Genomic DNA, 16,154 nt, shown 5'->3' with positions numbered 1-16,154 from the left:
TGTTTTTTGCTATTAAATTGCCTCGAAATAAGATGAATATAAGATTATTTAGCTACTTATTAGGCTAGCACTCAGAAGAACGGCCCGCCAGCACCGCTGCTTTTAGATAATGAATTCGCTAAAGGCGGAGTACTATAAAAGCAGTAACCAAGAGCAGCAAACGGCTTTTATTGTCGTCGGTCTTGGTTAATAGCCAGTCATTTCTAAGTAGCCTACACCAATCTGTTGTTGGGTGGACGTGTTGCGCACCACTACATCACCTTCCCAATAGGGCACGGTGGTGGGCATCCAGCGATTGGGGTGCCGCGCTTCTATGGTGAGTTCAAGATTGGCGTCGGGGAGCGTTAACTGCCATTGGGTGGGAATGTCTCTTTCTGCTACACGTTCAGTGGCAAGAGGTAAGAGCATAACGCTGTCTGGCCCGATCAGTTCTGTCTGGCCATCTGCGTTAAACAGGTGTGCAAAGCGATAGTCCGAGCCATTTTCGCCACCGCCGCGCAACCGGTAAGCCATCAGCTTGCGGCCATCATCCAGGTGCAGGGAAAACCAATCCCAGCCCGTTTGTTCGGCGTTGAGTAGCTGGCTGCTCCATTCCCTGTCTAACCAACCGCTGCCTTGCACGTGCCGGGATTCACCCTTTAGGGTGACGCTTCCTTCAATGTGTAAAAACGGCTGGCTGTAGTAGTGAGAACCCTGGCCCTGAACTGTTTTGGCGTTAAACCCGTTTTCACCATGCCACACCAAAGGGCCTTCCGCGCTAAGTGTGAGATCGTAGCCAAACCGTTCGTTTCCGTGACCACTATAAGCGCTTAGAGTAAAACGTTCGAAGTTAGCCTCTAACGGGCTTCTAAAGAACCAATCATCAATCCACGCATGAAAAGGAGTAGCCACCACACCCGCTTGCCCCCGTTGCTGAACAAGTTTGGAAGACGATTCACCACTGTGGCTACGGGCAAAGCGCTCGGCAGCAACATGGGTTGCGTGCTGAGAGATGCCCATATGAGCCATCCAAACTTGATCGGTGGCCCAGAGGGCAGGAGTCGGGCGTTGCTGTGGTGGCATAAGGGCCTGCCGGAACAGGGTCCATTGAAGGCCTAGCGGTTCACCTTGGCTATCTTCAAGGTTAGCTGTGAGATACCACCATTCAATGCGGTAGTCTGGATGGGGGCCGTGATCATGTGGAAACACCAAAGACACGGAAGCATCTGCTTGAGCAAATCCTTGTGCCTGCGCGCCCAGGCCCGCAAAGCCGTTGTGTGATGGCTGTTGAGTCTGTGTGCTTTCAGTGGACGGCGCGTCACTGCAGGACGCAAGCCCAAGGCCGATAGCGATAGCTGCGAATGCGTTAACCCAACCGTAGATCATTGGGCACCTTCGTTAAGCAACGCACGAGGCGATGTTCGCCAAAGCTGCAGGGCCGGTAACGCCGCAGCGACAAGGGCAACGCTAAATGCGGTAAACAGCATGACCAGTATATCCAGGGGAAATAGCTGAAGTGGTAGCCGCCAGCCAAAAGCGGCGACATTAATTACGGCCACCAGGAGCCAGGTGATTGAGATGCCAAGCGGTACAGCCAGTAAGCCAGTAAGTAACGCCAGCCCACCCAACTGAACCAGTGGCAGCAGCGCAAGGGTGGCACGCGGTACGCCTAGCGCCCACAGTGTAGCAAGTTGCCGCTGTCGATGTTGCGCTTGGGCCAGTAGTGTTGCCAGAAGTGCGAGTGCAGCCACAGCCAGCGTTAAGCCATTCAATGCCCGGGTGATGCTGAAGGTACGCTCAAAAATTTGTGTGGCTACCTTCTTCACCTCATGTTGGTTTATTAAGGCATCAGGTGAAAGGTCAAATGTCGTGATTAACGCTTGGCGAAATGTATCTGCATCGGCCTCATCATGTAATGCGATGCCTGTTGATGCTAGTTCGCCTTCAAAGCGCTGTGTAAGCGTATCAACAGTAACCAATAGCTGCTGCTGTGGGTTACCGTAATCAGGGTAAATGGCCGCTACCGTCAACCATTCAGCGCCTTGTAGTGTTTCAAGAAGAACGCTGTCGCCAGGTTGAAGTTTTCGGGCTACCGCCATTTGTTCATTGATGAATACGCTTTGATTGTTCAGGGCTTCCCAAGCTTGCGGTGCCCCATTAAGTGTCTTTAGCAACGGCCACTGGGAGGTTAGTGTTGGCACCGTGCTGATACCAAAAAGGGCAAGGGACCCAAGCGATGCCATTTGAGTCGAGATGTTTTCGTGAGACGAAGAATTAATAGCCAGCAACTCAGTGTTACCGCGCGCGGTAGGTAAGGTTTCCAGCACCTCTGGCTGTGAGATTAGCCACTCATTGAGAGTAATGAGCGTTGCTGGTGTTGCATTGATGTATAGCGGTGCTACTAATCGCTGGTCTAGCCATTCTAAAAACGTTAGCCGGAAACCTCCTACCATACTGCTAACGCCCAAATTAGTTGCCAATGCAATGAATAAGGCCATCATCGCGAGGGATAAACGGGGCAGCTGTTGTTGCATATCCGCAGTTGCCCATTGACCCAGCGGGTAGCGCTGCAATCGCCGTTGCAACAACCGTAGTAAGGTATTGAGAGCTGGTGGTAGACACAGTGCACAGCTGAAAAGTAACGCAGCGACTAAGCTGAAACTGACCACTAACCCCTCGCCGGCTGGAAGCATCTTCAACCAATCGGCTAACCCTAACGTTAACACTCCGGCTAATCCGCCCGCTTGCAGCATGCGCACTAGCTGGCGCTGATAGCTGTATCGCCAGGCGTAAGACTGCCCAAGGGCCAAGACTTGTAGCTTGGAAGCACGCCACAGCACGCCACTACCTGCTAATAGCAAACCACCCAAAGTGACGGCTACACTGCCAAGCCAATAATGCCAGGGCAGTGCTAGCGAGTGCTGAACGTCAGTCTGATACAGCGAGGTAAGTGTGCTGGCCACATCAGGTAGCAGCTTGCCGGCCAGCCATAGGCCGCTGATGAGTCCAAGCACAGCGCCAACCAGACCAAAGATCAGTAGCTCTATAAGAATGGCGAGAGTGATTGTTTTGCCGGGCACGCCGATGGCTCGCAATGTGCGTAGAGTCGCCATACGCTGTTCCATAGCTAGCCCTAAGGCGGCTTGGACAATAAACATCCCAACCACCAGCGAAAGCAGCGCTAGTGCCGTCAAGTTGAGATGAAAGCTATCGGTGAGCTGTTCAGGCGAAGCAAGATTGGCCGCGCGAGTAAGGCGATAGCCTTCTGGCGGCTGAGTCAATGCTCCTGCTGCGGTGACCAAACTGAGTGTGGACTGATCGCCAAAAAGTGCAGATACAGCGGCGATATCCATTACCAGTGTGTTAGGGGGAAGGTCGTTGCGGAGTGCTAACGGTGGTAGCCGCTGATTACCAATAGCAGGGGTAGCGCCGGTAGCCTGTTGACGGTTTAGTTTGAAGACTTCTAACGTATCTGGAGCGAGCTGAGTTTGCCAAGGTGGCGATAAAAACTGGGTCAGTGAACCTCCGTTTCCATTGGCACGGTTGCTTTCATTTGAAGAGGGTAGTGTTAATGGGTCGATGCCAAGTACCGTCACCTGAGTATTTCTTATTGTCAGTGAGCTCTCCAGTAGCGGTGATACGGGGAGACCTGCGTGACGGAGTGATAAGTAGTCATCGATGCTAAGGGCGTTGCCATCGCGACGGGTAAGCTGGTCGGTTTCTACGCTCAGCAGCGCGTTAGAACGGGCATAGCTCTCTTTGGCGGTGGCGTTAATGGCTTGCACGCTACTCCAAAGGGCACTGGCAACCCAAAGGCCTACCAACAGCATAGCAAGCTGGCCAGGGTGACGTCGGTAATGAGCCAACAGAGTCATTAACACCCGCAGTATCATTGCCTTGTTTCCTTCAGCTGCCCTAAGTGAAGGCGAAACGTGCGGTTCAATGGGGCTGCTACCCGTGCGCTATGGGTAACCATCAGCAGTGCGCATTGAGTCTCTTTGACTAAATCCAGCAATAAAGTTAGCACGGTATCGGCACTTTGTTCGTCAAGGTTACCGGTCGGTTCGTCGGCAAGTAATAAGGCTGGGCGTACTGCTAGGGCACGGCCAATTGCTAAACGTTGTTGCTGGCCGCCTGATAGCTGCTCGGGGTAGTGCTCTTCACGACCAGAAAGCCCTAGCCGATCAAGCAAATACGCACTCCATTCAGTATTTTCAGTGCGTGCAAGCCGAGCTTGCAGCGAGAGGTTATCGATGACGTTGAGACTTGGCACAAGGTGAAATTGCTGAAAAATAAGCCCCAATTGCTGGCGGCGAAGTCTCGCTCGGGCTGGTTCGTTGAGCGATGACAAAGCTTGCCCAGCGATAGCGACCTCTCCCTGATTAGGCATTTCTAGTCCTGCAGCGATGTGTAGCAAGGTAGATTTACCACTGCCCGACTCGCCCATCAACGCAAGGCTTTCTCCTTGGGAAAGGGTGAGATTTATCTCGTTGAGCACGTGTAGTGAGCCTTGCGGAGTGCTGAAGGTTTTGCTTATCTGATGCAGGGCTAACAGGGGGGGTAACATAAGTATCTCCCAGCATTAATGCTCACTATCTTGGTGATTGTTACTATACCAACTTGTTGATTGCTTGTACGAATCTTGTAGTTGATTTTGTTTTTGTATATTTATTTTTTAACTATAGTGATTGTCTGTTCTAGATGTTTAGGAAAACAATCTCTCTTGAGGGTGTGCCATGCCGATCTATACCAGCATTGAAGATCTTCGTCGCCATTATGTTCGCCGTACGCCAAAAATGTTCTACGACTATGCCGAGTCGGGTAGCTGGACAGAACAAACCTTTCGCGAAAATACCAGCGACTTCCAGCATATTCATTTGAAACAGCGCGTGGCGGTCGATATGTCAGGGCGCTCTACCCGAAGTTCTATGATTGGCGAAGATGTTGCAATGCCGGTTGCGCTGGCGCCAGTGGGTCTAACGGGAATGCAGTCGGCGGATGGTGAAATTAAAGCAGCGCGCGCCGCTGAAAAATTCGGTGTGCCGTTTACACTTTCGACCATGTCGATTTGTTCGATTGAGGATGTTGCAGAACACACCACGCAACCTTTCTGGTTCCAAGTGTATACCTTAAAAGACGATGACTTTATGCGTCGCTTGTTTGAGCGCGCAAAAGCGGCTAACTGTTCTGCTGTGGTGGTCACTGTCGATTTGCAAGTCCTGGGGCAACGTCACAAAGATCTTAAAAATGGGTTATCTGCACCGCCTAAATTGACTGCAAAATCAATCGCTAATATGGCGACGAAAATTCCTTGGGGGTTGGAGATGTTGAAAACCAAACGTCGATCGTTTGGTAATATTGTTGGGCATGCAAAAGGTGTTACCGACCCTTCTTCATTATCAGCATGGACAGCAGAGGCATTTGATGTATCGCTAGACTGGAAGCGGATTGCTCAATTTAAAGAGTGGTGGGGTGGCAAGTTGATTGTGAAGGGGATTATGACCCCGGAAGATGCGCGCTGCGCCGTAGAAATTGGTGCCGATGCCATTATTGTTTCTAATCATGGTGGTCGTCAGCTGGATGGCGCAATGAGTTCAATTCGTATGCTGCCAAGTATTATGGACGAGGTAGGCAATGAGATTGAAGTGCATCTCGATTCTGGTATTCGTTCAGGCCAGGATGTACTCAAAGCATTGGCGCTGGGTGCCAAGGGGACCTACATTGGACGCGCTTTCACCTATGGTTTAGGGGCTGCTGGCGAAGAGGGAGTGACCAAGGCGCTCCAGATTATTCATAAAGAGCTTGATACCACTATGGCGCTGTGCGGTGAAACAGACGTCAGCCGTTTAGGCCCTCATAACCTTTATGTGCCGAATGGCTTTGCTGACCCTACCGTCAAGCTTTAAGCCTCCTTCATTTAGGCCTGTTTTATTGCTGATACATTTAGCTTAATTGATATATTCGCTTTCGATGTTGTATCAAAAAGGGGTGCCATGTAGGCACCCCTTTTTATCGTGAAAAAGCAGTCAATAGGCTAAATAGTGACGCTTCAGTGATATCCTTCGCCTACTTTTACCTTGCCACGGAACACCCAGTAGGTCCAAGCGGTGTATGCCAGCACAATAGGGATAACAAACAGCACGCCGACTAATAAAAATAGCTGTGACTCAGGTGCCGATGCGGCATCCCAAATCGTATAGTTAGGCGGTACGATAACCGGCCATTTGCTAGCGATTAGGCCCAGGTAGGTAAAGATAAATAGGCCCAGCGTTGCGACAAAAGGTAAACCTTCCTGCTGGCGTTTTACTGCGCGATAAAGAGCTCCAGCGCACACCATTGCAAGAATCGGGAAGAACCAAATTAAGTGAATCTGGTTCATCCAGCGGTCGCGCACTTCGGGGCTAACCAGTGGTGTCCATAAGCTAACAATACCGAATACTACCAGTACTGCTAAAAGCAGTTTTGGTGTAATACGATAAGCCCACTGTTGGACATGACCTTCAGACTTCAAGATTAGCCAAGTAGAGCCAAGCAGCGCATAGCCTGCCATTAGTCCAAGCCCTGTCAGTATAGTAAAGGGTGTCAGCCAATCCAGTGCACCACCGACATAGCGGAAATCTTCAACAGCAAATCCTTGAATATAAGCACCAACTACTGCGCCTTGTGCGAAGGTGGCTATGGCAGAGCCCCAACAGAAAGCACGGTTCCACCAGCGGCGATTTTTCTTAGACTTGAAACGAAACTCAAACGAGATCCCGCGAAAAATTAACCCAGCTAACATCAGAAAAACACCGATATAGAGCGCGGGTAAAAACACAGAATAAACCAGGGGAAACGCGCCAAGTAGACCCGCTCCGCCCAACACCAGCCACGTCTCATTGCCATCCCACACAGGGGCAACAGAGTTCATCATGACATCACGTGACTCTTCATCAGGTGCGAAGGGAAACAAAATGCCTAACCCTAGATCAAAGCCATCCATTAAGACGTACATAATGACGCCGAAACCAATGATGGCAGCCCAAATGAGCGAAAGATCAATACTCATGCGTTGGCTCCTTCCAAATCATCGTCAAAGGGAGTGTGTGCAGCGGACAACGGACGTTTCGGGCGTTCAACTTCGCCTTCCACTTCTATTTGCTCTTCGTGCATACCGTTGCGTACAACACGCGTGAGGTAATAAATCCCTGTTAAAAACACTACGCTGTAAACAGCGATGTAGCCAATTAAAGTAAATAGAGCCATACCACCTGTCAGTGAAGGCGTTAACCCTTCTGCATGGGTCATAACGCCATACACCAACCATGGGGCGCGTCCGGATTCAGTAACGATCCAGCCACCCAGAACTGCTAGGAAGGGGGAAATAATCATGACAGTCAGCGTTTTTAGGAACAGGCGGTTTTCATAGACACGGCCCTTACGACGTAGCAACAAGCCTACTAGTGCAACAGCAATCATCAGTAAGCCAATACCTACCATGACGCGGAACGACCAAAAAACAATCGCTACCGGTGGCTGCTCTTCTACCGGGACTGCGTTAAGCCCAGGAACTTCACCATCAGCACGGTGAGTTAGAATTAAGCTAGCCAAGTTAGGAATACCAATTTCAAAGTGGTTGGTTTGTGATTCTTGATCAGGAATCGCGAATAGTAGCAGCGGTACGTTGGTTTGCGTTTCCCAGTTACCTTCCATGGCAGCTACTTTAGTTGGTTGATGCTCTAGCGTGTTTAAGCCGTGAAAATCCCCTACCACTGCCTGTGCAGGCGCTAAGATCAATAATAACCATAAGCACATGGATAATGCTTTTTTGTTGGCTTCTACATCACGCTTGCGTAGTAAGAACCAAGCGCTAACGCCCGCAACCACGAACCCACCGGTGAGGAAAGACGCCATGCCCATGTGAACGAAGCGGTACCAGAAGGAGGGGTTAAAGAGTGCTTCCATCCAGGAAGTGATATGAAAGCGACCATCAATTAGCTCAAAACCTGCCGGTGTTTGCATCCAGCTGTTAGCGGAAAGTATCCAGAAAGAAGAGATGAACGTGCCAACTGCGACCATGATGGCGGCAAACAAGTGCACGCCTTCAGGCACTTTATTGCGGCCAAACAAGAGCACGCCTAAAAAAGCAGCTTCTAAGAAAAAGGCCGTTACTACTTCATAGCTGAGTACTGGGCCTAAGAAGTTAGACGTCGCGTAGGCAAAGTTGCTCCAGTTGGTACCAAACTGAAATGACATAACAATGCCTGATACCACACCCATGCCAAATACGACGGCAAACACTTTTGTCCAGAAGAGCGCCAAGCGATCCCAAGCAGGGTTTTCCGTTTTGTAGAACAAGCCATGCAGCAGCGCAATGTAGGAAGCCAAACCGATAGTAAACACCGGGAAAATGGCGTGAAAAGAAACAACAAAGGCGAACTGCAGCCTTGAAAGTAACAGAGGATCTAATTCCATGGCGACCTCCTAGATCGTGTGACATGAAAATTTGACAGGCATTGATTGTCGCAGAAGCTATATTCTTAAAAGCTATGGTTATATTTCTTTCTTGATTCATGATAGTTGAAACTGCTTTACGCCGTAAGTTGAAAGTACCCTATGACGCATGGCGTATTGTCGCATCTTTATCAATGGTAAATATTCTCATTATTATACGCTTTTACTTCTATTTTAGATTTGAGGGTGCTAAATTGGTTTTCGTAATCAGATGAATGATGAAGAAGTGATCAATTCGCCAATTTTTAATGGCCAATGCTTGATACGTTAACGTTTGAAAAGGAACTCTCGATGAAACGAACTGCTTCACTTTTATTGGCCGGTCTATTGAGCAGTGGACTCGTGGTGGCCAGTGACAATGAACGTCTGGATCATTTTGAAGGGAAAGCTTCCGATACCTTGGAACAGGCTTTTGCAAATTTGACCGAAGGGAATCAGCAGCTAGCAGAATTACTTTCACAAGATGAGATCACAGATGCGCAAATGAGTGATATTCATATGCTCACGTACACGCTAGAAAATGCTTTGCAGAAAGTCGATGAAGAAGTCAGTGCTATGGCTGTGCTGCTGGAGGAAGTCCATCTAGGGTCGGAAACACTCGATCAGGAGCGTGTAGCAAGCCACGGTGAACGTTATCTGGAAGCCTCTTCACTGTTAATTGAATAAAGAAGCTGAAAAATTCTGAAAGAGCACCACTAACGTGGCGTGGTAAACAAGGCTTGTCTATTTTAGGCGAGCCTTGCTTGTGTCTGTGTAAGATGCATTAGTTAAAACAAGCCATTACCAGCCCCAGGGCGGGTAGTTCTTCTAGAGCAAACGGCCTAAAAATTTTGCTAAGCTAGCCAGCTGTTTTTTGCTGGCACTTTCCCTCTATGATCCCGTTTCGATCCGCATTCCCATTTCGTGCTTCGCGCTGGTTGCCTGGCGGACATTTGCAAACGCTTTACAGTCCTTTATGTCGCAAGCCGCCTCAATTGCGCCGTCAGCGAGAGCGGTTAACGCTGGAAGACGGCGATTTTATCGACATGGATTGGTATGGGCCTGAGGGAGCATCGGGCCATTGCGTGCTGCTGCTCCATGGGCTAACCGGCAGTTCTTCTTCTTTGTATATCCTAGGGCAGCAGCAGGCATTAGCGGCGTATGGTTGGCAAAGCGTGGCCGTTAATTGGCGCGGTTGCTCTGGTGAGCCAAACCAGCGTGCGAGGGGGTACCACTCAGGGGCGAGTGATGACTTGGCAGAAGTGGTTAATCAACTGACCTCACGCTACCCCACTAAACTATTTACCGCCGTGGGTTATTCACTAGGCGGGAACGTGCTGCTTAAGTATTTAGGTGAGGAGGGTAGTAATACACCGCTGAGGGCGGCAGTAGCGGTATCGGTGCCGTTTCGGCTAGATCACTGTGCAGATCGAATAAACAAAGGGGTGTCCAAGATTTATCAAGCACGTTTCCTGCGTGACCTACGCCATTATGTTCAAAGCAAACAGCGCGCACTTTCACATCAAGGCCGTCATAAGGAGCTGGCGCATTTAGCGGCGCTGGAAACGCTAGATGGTATGAAAACATTTTGGGATTTTGATGGCCGTGTAACTGCGCCACTACACGGCTTTGAAAGTGCCGATGACTATTATCGCCGCTGTAGCAGTGCCTTTTTTGTTGAGCGCCTACGTATTCCAACGCTCATGGTGCATGCACAAGATGACCCCTTTATCTATCCTCACAGTATTCCTGATGCTAAGGCCCTGCCAAGTTATGTCACCCTGGAGTTGCATGCTTCTGGGGGGCATGTGGGGTTTGTCGAAGGCCCTCCTTGGCGGCCGCGTTATTATCTTGAGCACCGCTTGCCCGACTGGCTACGTTCGCAGGTTTTCAATCTTAGTGAAGCGGATAACACTGAAGGGTTATTATTCTAACTAAAGACAATCACTTAGAGGTTGCTATGTCTGCGTTTTTTGACCGATTAAATGATGTTTCATCTCCTCGTATTGGCCTGGGGTGTATGAACCTTTCTCATGGCTATGGACAGTATGTGCCAGAAAAGGAGGCGCTTCAGGTGTTAGAAGAAGCCTTTGAGATGGGGTACCGCCATTTTGATACGGCGACACTCTATGGTGGAACCGCTAATGAACGCCTGTTAGGGCTTGCCTTAAAGACAAAGCGACATCAACTGCTTCTTGCCAGTAAATGTGGTATGGCATTGGACGCTGAAACGGGAAATCGCGTGATCGATGGACGGCCTAATACGCTGCGCCGTCAGTGTGAGGAGAGCCTAAAACGACTGAAAACGGATCATCTAGACATCTATTATCTACATCGCTTAGATCGTAATGTTGCCATCGAAGAGAGTGTGGGTGCGATTGGCCGACTCGTCGAAGAGGGTAAAGTCGGTGCGGTTGGTTTATCTGAGATATCAGCAGAAACACTTCGCAAGGGCAATGCGGAGTATCCTATAGCAGCAGTTCAGTCAGAGTACTCACTCTGGACACGTAATCCCGAGATTGCTCTTAAGGAGGTATGTCTAGAATTAGGTGTAGCCTTGGTTGCGTTTAGCCCCTTAGGGCGTGGCTTTTTGACGGGGTTAATGGAGGAAAATACGGAGTTTTCAACGGGTGACATGCGCGCAGGAATGCCCCGGTTTAGCAAAGAAAACTTACCTAATAATCTATCTTTATTAACTGACTTCAAGGCACTGGCTACTCGTTTGGAGGTGTCTCCTGCACAGCTGGCGTTGGCATGGTTAAACGCCCAAGGGAATCATATTATCCCCATACCAGGAACCCGTTTAGTAACGCATATGCGCGAGAATTTAAGCGCTGAAACGATCAAGTTAGAAGATGCAACCGTGGTTCAGCTCAATGGAATGATGTTACCGAATCAAGTGGCTGGTGCTCGTTATAATGATGCGCAACAAGCTGATATTGATACCGAAGAATTTGCAGGTTAATAGGTGAGCGATGACTTATAAAAGGTCTTAAAAGCGTGGGGGAAAAGGATCAGGTGATGACAGGGTAAATTATTTTTCAACCCCCATTGCTTTCTTTCAGCTCAGGGCTATTATTCGCTACTAACGACAATGTTGTTAGCCTACTAAGGAATGCTGCCATGTTGAAAGGCCTTATTATTTGTTTCGCAGTGCTATTTGCACAGTTGGCGGTGTTGAGCGTACTTGATGCGCGGCTTTACAACGCTCAGGATGTGCGTCAGGCAGCGACAACACAGCATTTGCCTCACAACAGAGAAGACGATGACGATAACGTTTCACTGACATAGAAAATAAGCGGCGATGGATAGCGATTTTAGCTGCCGCCGCCGTTGTTTTCTAAACGTTTTACAGCCTTCCATTTCACCACTGTTTGAATTTTTCAAAGAGCGCTTGCTTGCAAGTTGTCGTTCCTTAGTTTCAATGCTGCCCCCGCCGTGAATGATTAGCACGCTGCCTTTTGTATTCTCGCCAGCAGATATAAAGTAGCCTCGTTAGGATCGACAACCATTTCGTAGCGAATATCTTCATTTCCAATGCCGCAGCCTTCGGTAGAGATGAAGACAATCAAGCTAAATGTGTTGACGGTCAGGGGAATTCCATAGGGCATTTTCATGTCCAAAACAGCGTAAAATGTTAAGCATAGTCAACGCTGGGGGAGCGACTGCCCCAAAAAGCAGTTATTTACGTGGAAGACAAATACTTGCGTCTGGAACTTGGTAACGGCATTCTTGTCCGTTGTTAGTATTACTATTAGGGAGCATAGAAAAATGGCTTTTAACGATTCGAGCACGGCGAGAGCGCAAACGCGCAGCGGAGTAAGCAGTGTTAGCGCTAATAAAGTGTTGCGTAACACCTATGCACTGTTGGCCATGACACTGCTATTTTCTGCGGTCACTGCGGGTGCTTCTGTCGCAATGGGCATCCAACAAATGAACATTTTTGTGTTCTTTATCGGCGCGTATGGGCTGATGTTCCTGGTACACAAGACGGCTAATTCTGCTGTTGGTTTATTGTCTACTTTTGCATTCACCGGTTTTATGGGCTTTACGCTTGGCCCTATCATCTCCGCTTATCTTACGTTGCCTAACGGTGGCGCTTTGATTATGAATGCGTTGGCAATGACAGGGCTGACGTTCATTGGTCTTTCTGCAATTGCATTAACCACCAAGAAAGATTTCAGCTTTTTAGGCAATTTCCTAATGGCAGGTGCCATTGTGCTGATTTTGGCCATGGTCGCTGGCCTGATCTTTAATATTCCTGCGCTTTCTTTAATGGTTTCCGCTGGTTTTGTGCTATTTGCGTCAGCAGCGATTCTTTATCAAACCAGTGAAATCGTTCACCGGGCAGGAGAAACTAACTACATTCTCGCGACTGTCACACTCTACGTATCTATCTATAACTTGTTTGTCAGTCTGCTTGCGATATTGGGCATCATGAGCAACGACTGATTAAATCAGTAGTACGTTTCATAGCAGGCCCTACTTGGTAGGGTCTGTTTTTTTATGACAACCATGTACGAGATGACTGCGATGCAGTACGGCTTATTGATCATGGGGGCACCGTATAGTAGTTCAGCTCCTCATTCTGCGCTGCGCTTTGCTCAAGCGGTTCTAAATAAAGGGCATCAAATTAAGGGTGTTTTTTTCTACCAGGATGGCGTTCAGAATGCCTCTCAACTGATGGCTCCTCCGCAAGATGAGCTTAATATGCGAGACGCATGGGTAGAATTGCATCGCCAACATGGAGTGGCTCTAGACGTCTGTATCGCAGCGGCATTACGCCGTGGTGTAATGAGTGAATCAGAAGCTAAGCGGCACGGGCAGGTGAATTTCAACCTTGAGGCCCCCTTTGAACTAACCGGGCTAGGGCAGTTGCTTGAGTTACAGCAGTGCTGTGATCGGTTGATTACATTTGCATAGGGATTACAAATGGCTAGAGCAAATGAGCAGCTCATTGTTATACGGCATGCACCCTATAGCTCAAACGCATTGCGAGAAGGGCTGGATGTAGCGCTAGTGGCCGCTGCTTTTGGGCAGTCTGTTAGCCTGCTATTTCTAGGGCAGGGCGTACTTGCGTTGCTTAAAGAACAGAAGTCCGGCGCTCCGGGCCAAAAAGCGACACTGCCGACGATTGATATGTTAGAGATGTATGATATAGAAAATATTCTAGTGCCCTTAGAGACACTGATGGCTTTTAACATAAGGGCTGAGCAGCTGGTCGAGGGAGTTACCTTAGTAACAACCGCAGAGATACCGGAACTATTTCAGCGTTATCCTTATGTACTCAATTTTTAATAGAGTAGTCAAACATGCTGCATATTTTGAATAAACCTCCTTATAGCGATTCAGCGCTACAAATGCTTAATGCCCTCAGCAGTGGCGATGCTGTTGTGCTGATTGAGGATGGTGTTCAGGCAGCGTTTTATCCTGAATGGCAAGGCTGGCTAGTAAGTACAGTTTCGATTTACTTATTAGCGGAAGATGCTATTTCAAGGGGGGTGCATACCATTGCTGCTATTCATGAGATGCCTTTGATAGAGGTTGATGGTTTTGTTGCGCTAACTGAGCAAAATGAACAGATTATTTCTTGGCACTAAACATGAGCAATCAAAAATTATACCGTTATCTTGATTCATCTGAAAAAATTAAGTTAGACCCTGAAGGGTATCTTGTTAATCAACAGCAATGGAACATTGAAATTGCTAATTTACTTGCTGAAGACGAAGGGCTAACCCTCACAGAAAAGCACTGGGAAATTATTCAGTTAGTACGCGATTTCTATAACCGATATGAGATGGCACCCGCGATGCGCCCATTGGTCAAAGCAACTAAACAGACCCTGGGTGACGATAAAGGAAATTCGATTTATTTAATGACGCTGTTCCCAGGTAGCCCACCAAAACGTATTGCTCGTATTGCTGGCTTGCCTAAGCCAACAAATTGTTTGTAGTGCTGCTTGCTTTAAGCAGCCTACACTAAGTCGCCCCGGGTACAAACGGAAAGCACGACTGCATCTTCTGGGCTGGTAGACACAAGGGCATGGCCCATATCACTATCAAAATAAATACTATCGCCTTCGGCTAACACCAGCGGGGCATAAAACTCCGTGTAAAGCATGATGTCACCCTGCAAAATCATTAGGAATTCTTCGCCATCGTGGCGTACCCACTGATGATACTCATCAAAACTGCGTGCTCTGACAATAGTTTTAAAGGGAATCATGCGCTTTTGAGCAAGCTGATGCCCTAGTAATTCATGTTCGTACGTTGGGGTGGGGTGTAGCTGACCTTTACCTTTACGGGTAAGGTCTCTACGCCCCATGGTATAGCGTTCACGCTTTGGCGGAGTAAAAAGCTGGGGCAAATCGATGTTCAGCCCTGTAATTAGCTTTTGAACCACACTGAATGTTGGCGACACCTGATCATTTTCGATCTTAGAAAGCGTTGACCGTGCTAAGCCTGTGCGCTGGCTAACGTCCTCCAGTGTCCACTGGTTAGCAAGGCGAATCTGTTTTAATCGTTCACCCAACCGTAAAGGTTCGACAAAGGGCTTACGCCCTGAGGCTATGCGCAGCGCAGCATGCTCTTCAGAAGTAGCGGTCATAAAAGTCACGTGAGTAAACGTCAATAGAGCCGCATGTTATCACACTCGTCCAGTTTTAAGGTGGCACAGTTTTCAAGCAATACAGTGCAACGAGCTGCTGTAGTTGTTGGTACCCTTTATGGAACATCCATAAAGGGTAAACCCAATAAAGCTTTTAAGTGGGCTTCTGCACCGCTGGCAAGCGTCTTAGGGTTATAGCCTCCTTCAAGCACAGAAACCACGCGGTTTTCTGCATAAAGGGCCGCAATCTCCATTGCTAAGTGCGTTACCCAATAGAAATCTTCATCTTCTAAACAAATGTCTCCCATTGGATCGTCACGGTGGGCATCGAAACCAGCAGAAAGCATCACCAAATCTGGTTTGAACGCATGAAGAGCAGGAAGCCACTGTCGTTCTATAATGCGCCTAAACTCAGTACTGTCAGTGCCTACTTCTAGCGGTGTATTAACTACGTTTTGCCATTCACTGCGTAAATAGCGCCATGGGTAAAATGGATATTGGAAGCTGGTGCATATCAATACCTCAGGATCGTTTTTGAAAATATCGATAGTGCCGTTACATTGATGGACATCAAAATCGAGGATTGCAATACGCCTAGCGCCATATTTAGCTTTAGCGTGGGCAGCACCAACGGCAACGTTGTTATAAAAGCAAAATCCCATTGCATCAGCTGCTTCTGCATGATGACCAGGTGGTCGTACTGCACAAAAAACATTATCTGCTTGGCGTTTAAAAACCTGATCAACACCACGGATAACGGCGCCTGCGGCTACTTTTGCCGCTTTTAAGCTATCGGGGTTCATCATTGTGTCGCTATCGAGCGTAACAATGCCTTCATCGGGAACGCACTTCTTGAGTGCGTTAAGATGCCTGACCGGATGCACTCTTGCTAATGCGTCGTCACACGCTTCTTTGGCATCTGCTTGCATGGTTTGTTGAAGAAGTCCCGCTAGGGATAGGCGCGCGCGTATCGCCTCAAGCCGCTGCGGACTTTCAGGATGTTCAGGCCCCATATGATGCAATGAGCAGTCGGGGTGGGTAAGGTAGGCAGTAATCATGCAAGTGCTCCGAAGACAATATCGACACCTTAATCGTCT

At 48.6% G+C, this 16,154-nt stretch carries 18 protein-coding genes; 10 read left to right on the top strand and 8 right to left on the bottom strand.

Annotation, left to right across the window (positions count from 1 at the left end; genetic code table 11):
• Positions 1–186: 186 nt before the first annotated feature.
• The 3 genes from M0220_RS16675 to M0220_RS16665 are packed head-to-tail and all read right to left on the bottom strand — an operon-like array spanning position 187 to position 4,534.
• Positions 187–1,365 (bottom strand): lipocalin-like domain-containing protein, encoded by a 1,179-nt coding sequence (locus M0220_RS16675; RefSeq protein WP_264018266.1) that lies wholly within the window; start codon positions 1,363–1,365, stop codon positions 187–189.
• Complete coding sequence (locus M0220_RS16670) at positions 1,362–3,872, bottom strand: FtsX-like permease family protein (RefSeq protein ID WP_264018265.1); 2,511 nt, start codon at positions 3,870–3,872, stop codon at positions 1,362–1,364. The genes M0220_RS16675 and M0220_RS16670 overlap by 4 nt, the downstream gene beginning before the upstream one ends.
• A complete protein-coding gene (locus M0220_RS16665) occupies positions 3,869–4,534 on the bottom strand; it encodes an ABC transporter ATP-binding protein (protein WP_264019242.1) in 666 nt (221 codons plus the stop codon). The genes M0220_RS16670 and M0220_RS16665 overlap by 4 nt, the downstream gene beginning before the upstream one ends.
• 181 nt (positions 4,535–4,715) lie before the next feature.
• Between M0220_RS16665 and M0220_RS16660 the strand changes: the two genes are divergently transcribed.
• On the top strand, positions 4,716–5,885 hold the full coding sequence (locus M0220_RS16660; RefSeq protein WP_030073048.1) for an alpha-hydroxy acid oxidase: 1,170 nt from the start codon (positions 4,716–4,718) through the stop codon (positions 5,883–5,885).
• 143 nt (positions 5,886–6,028) lie between these two features.
• On the opposite strand, the gene cydB is transcribed toward M0220_RS16660, so the two are convergent.
• Entirely contained in the window at positions 6,029–7,027 is a 999-nt protein-coding gene (gene cydB / locus M0220_RS16655) for a cytochrome d ubiquinol oxidase subunit II (protein WP_030073046.1), read from the bottom strand.
• Entirely contained in the window at positions 7,024–8,433 is a 1,410-nt protein-coding gene (locus M0220_RS16650; protein ID WP_264018264.1) for a cytochrome ubiquinol oxidase subunit I, read from the bottom strand. The genes cydB and M0220_RS16650 overlap by 4 nt, the downstream gene beginning before the upstream one ends.
• 330 nt (positions 8,434–8,763) lie before the next feature.
• On the opposite strand from M0220_RS16650, the gene M0220_RS16645 reads away from it, so the two are divergent.
• From M0220_RS16645 to M0220_RS16630, 4 genes are all read left to right on the top strand, one after another.
• Positions 8,764–9,138 carry a DUF6746 family protein gene (locus M0220_RS16645; RefSeq protein ID WP_030073042.1) on the top strand — a complete coding sequence of 125 codons (375 nt, stop codon included), beginning with the start codon at positions 8,764–8,766 and terminating at the stop codon, positions 9,136–9,138.
• 206 nt (positions 9,139–9,344) lie between these two features.
• On the top strand, positions 9,345–10,385 hold the full coding sequence (locus M0220_RS16640; protein ID WP_030073036.1) for a hydrolase: 1,041 nt from the start codon (positions 9,345–9,347) through the stop codon (positions 10,383–10,385).
• A 26-nt stretch (positions 10,386–10,411) separates the two neighbouring features.
• Entirely contained in the window at positions 10,412–11,416 is a 1,005-nt protein-coding gene (locus tag M0220_RS16635) for an aldo/keto reductase (RefSeq protein WP_030073034.1), read from the top strand.
• 158 nt (positions 11,417–11,574) lie between these two features.
• A complete protein-coding gene (locus tag M0220_RS16630; RefSeq protein WP_198023720.1) occupies positions 11,575–11,742 on the top strand; it encodes a hypothetical protein in 168 nt (55 codons plus the stop codon).
• 155 nt (positions 11,743–11,897) lie between these two features.
• Here the strand turns inward: M0220_RS16630 and M0220_RS16625 are convergent, their stop codons facing one another.
• On the bottom strand, positions 11,898–12,062 hold the full coding sequence (locus M0220_RS16625) for a hypothetical protein (RefSeq protein WP_264018262.1): 165 nt from the start codon (positions 12,060–12,062) through the stop codon (positions 11,898–11,900).
• A gap of 160 nt (positions 12,063–12,222) precedes the next feature.
• Between M0220_RS16625 and M0220_RS16620 the strand changes: the two genes are divergently transcribed.
• From M0220_RS16620 to M0220_RS16600, 5 genes are all read left to right on the top strand, one after another.
• Positions 12,223–12,903, top strand: a complete 681-nt coding sequence (locus M0220_RS16620; protein WP_264018261.1) for a Bax inhibitor-1/YccA family protein — start codon at positions 12,223–12,225, stop codon at positions 12,901–12,903.
• A gap of 81 nt (positions 12,904–12,984) precedes the next feature.
• A complete protein-coding gene (tusD, locus tag M0220_RS16615; protein ID WP_030073030.1) occupies positions 12,985–13,374 on the top strand; it encodes a sulfurtransferase complex subunit TusD in 390 nt (129 codons plus the stop codon).
• A gap of 9 nt (positions 13,375–13,383) precedes the next feature.
• Positions 13,384–13,749: a sulfurtransferase complex subunit TusC gene (tusC, locus tag M0220_RS16610; protein WP_030073029.1), complete on the top strand. Its 366-nt coding sequence runs from the start codon at positions 13,384–13,386 to the stop codon at positions 13,747–13,749.
• 14 nt (positions 13,750–13,763) lie between these two features.
• Positions 13,764–14,051 carry a sulfurtransferase complex subunit TusB gene (tusB, locus tag M0220_RS16605; RefSeq protein ID WP_030073027.1) on the top strand — a complete coding sequence of 96 codons (288 nt, stop codon included), beginning with the start codon at positions 13,764–13,766 and terminating at the stop codon, positions 14,049–14,051.
• Between the two features lie 2 nt (positions 14,052–14,053).
• Entirely contained in the window at positions 14,054–14,404 is a 351-nt protein-coding gene (locus tag M0220_RS16600) for a TusE/DsrC/DsvC family sulfur relay protein (RefSeq protein WP_030073025.1), read from the top strand.
• Positions 14,405–14,424: 20 nt separating this feature from the next.
• Here M0220_RS16600 and M0220_RS16595 read toward each other — a convergent pair whose 3' ends face one another.
• Positions 14,425–15,057, bottom strand: coding sequence for a helix-turn-helix domain-containing protein (locus tag M0220_RS16595; protein ID WP_030073024.1), 633 nt, complete (start codon positions 15,055–15,057; stop codon positions 14,425–14,427).
• A gap of 116 nt (positions 15,058–15,173) precedes the next feature.
• Positions 15,174–16,115, bottom strand: coding sequence for a histone deacetylase family protein (locus M0220_RS16590; RefSeq protein WP_264018260.1), 942 nt, complete (start codon positions 16,113–16,115; stop codon positions 15,174–15,176).
• Between the last annotated feature and the right edge of the window lie 39 nt (positions 16,116–16,154).

The sequence above is a fragment of the Halomonas qinghailakensis genome, assembly GCF_025820815.1.
Lineage (GTDB): Bacteria > Pseudomonadota > Gammaproteobacteria > Pseudomonadales > Halomonadaceae > Vreelandella > Vreelandella qaidamensis.
Note: the sequence above shows the minus strand (reverse complement) of the source record. Positions and strands in the feature narration are given on the sequence as shown.

Bases quoted from the DNA above. Each gene is read 5' to 3' on its own strand.
- M0220_RS16675 (WP_264018266.1), bottom strand. From the start codon at position 1,365: ATGATCTACGGTTGGGTTAACGCATTCGCAGCTATCGCTATCGGCCTT.
- M0220_RS16670 (WP_264018265.1), bottom strand. From the start codon at position 3,872: ATGATACTGCGGGTGTTAATGACTCTGTTGGCTCATTACCGACGTCAC.
- M0220_RS16660 (WP_030073048.1), top strand. From the start codon at position 4,716: ATGCCGATCTATACCAGCATTGAAGATCTTCGTCGCCATTATGTTCGC.
- cydB (WP_030073046.1), bottom strand. From the start codon at position 7,027: ATGAGTATTGATCTTTCGCTCATTTGGGCTGCCATCATTGGTTTCGGC.
- M0220_RS16650 (WP_264018264.1), bottom strand. From the start codon at position 8,433: ATGGAATTAGATCCTCTGTTACTTTCAAGGCTGCAGTTCGCCTTTGTT.
- M0220_RS16645 (WP_030073042.1), top strand. From the start codon at position 8,764: ATGAAACGAACTGCTTCACTTTTATTGGCCGGTCTATTGAGCAGTGGA.
- M0220_RS16640 (WP_030073036.1), top strand. From the start codon at position 9,345: ATGATCCCGTTTCGATCCGCATTCCCATTTCGTGCTTCGCGCTGGTTG.
- M0220_RS16635 (WP_030073034.1), top strand. From the start codon at position 10,412: ATGTCTGCGTTTTTTGACCGATTAAATGATGTTTCATCTCCTCGTATT.
- M0220_RS16630 (WP_198023720.1), top strand. From the start codon at position 11,575: ATGTTGAAAGGCCTTATTATTTGTTTCGCAGTGCTATTTGCACAGTTG.
- M0220_RS16625 (WP_264018262.1), bottom strand. From the start codon at position 12,062: ATGCCCTATGGAATTCCCCTGACCGTCAACACATTTAGCTTGATTGTC.
- M0220_RS16620 (WP_264018261.1), top strand. From the start codon at position 12,223: ATGGCTTTTAACGATTCGAGCACGGCGAGAGCGCAAACGCGCAGCGGA.
- tusD (WP_030073030.1), top strand. From the start codon at position 12,985: ATGCAGTACGGCTTATTGATCATGGGGGCACCGTATAGTAGTTCAGCT.
- tusC (WP_030073029.1), top strand. From the start codon at position 13,384: ATGGCTAGAGCAAATGAGCAGCTCATTGTTATACGGCATGCACCCTAT.
- tusB (WP_030073027.1), top strand. From the start codon at position 13,764: ATGCTGCATATTTTGAATAAACCTCCTTATAGCGATTCAGCGCTACAA.
- M0220_RS16600 (WP_030073025.1), top strand. From the start codon at position 14,054: ATGAGCAATCAAAAATTATACCGTTATCTTGATTCATCTGAAAAAATT.
- M0220_RS16595 (WP_030073024.1), bottom strand. From the start codon at position 15,057: ATGACCGCTACTTCTGAAGAGCATGCTGCGCTGCGCATAGCCTCAGGG.
- M0220_RS16590 (WP_264018260.1), bottom strand. From the start codon at position 16,115: ATGATTACTGCCTACCTTACCCACCCCGACTGCTCATTGCATCATATG.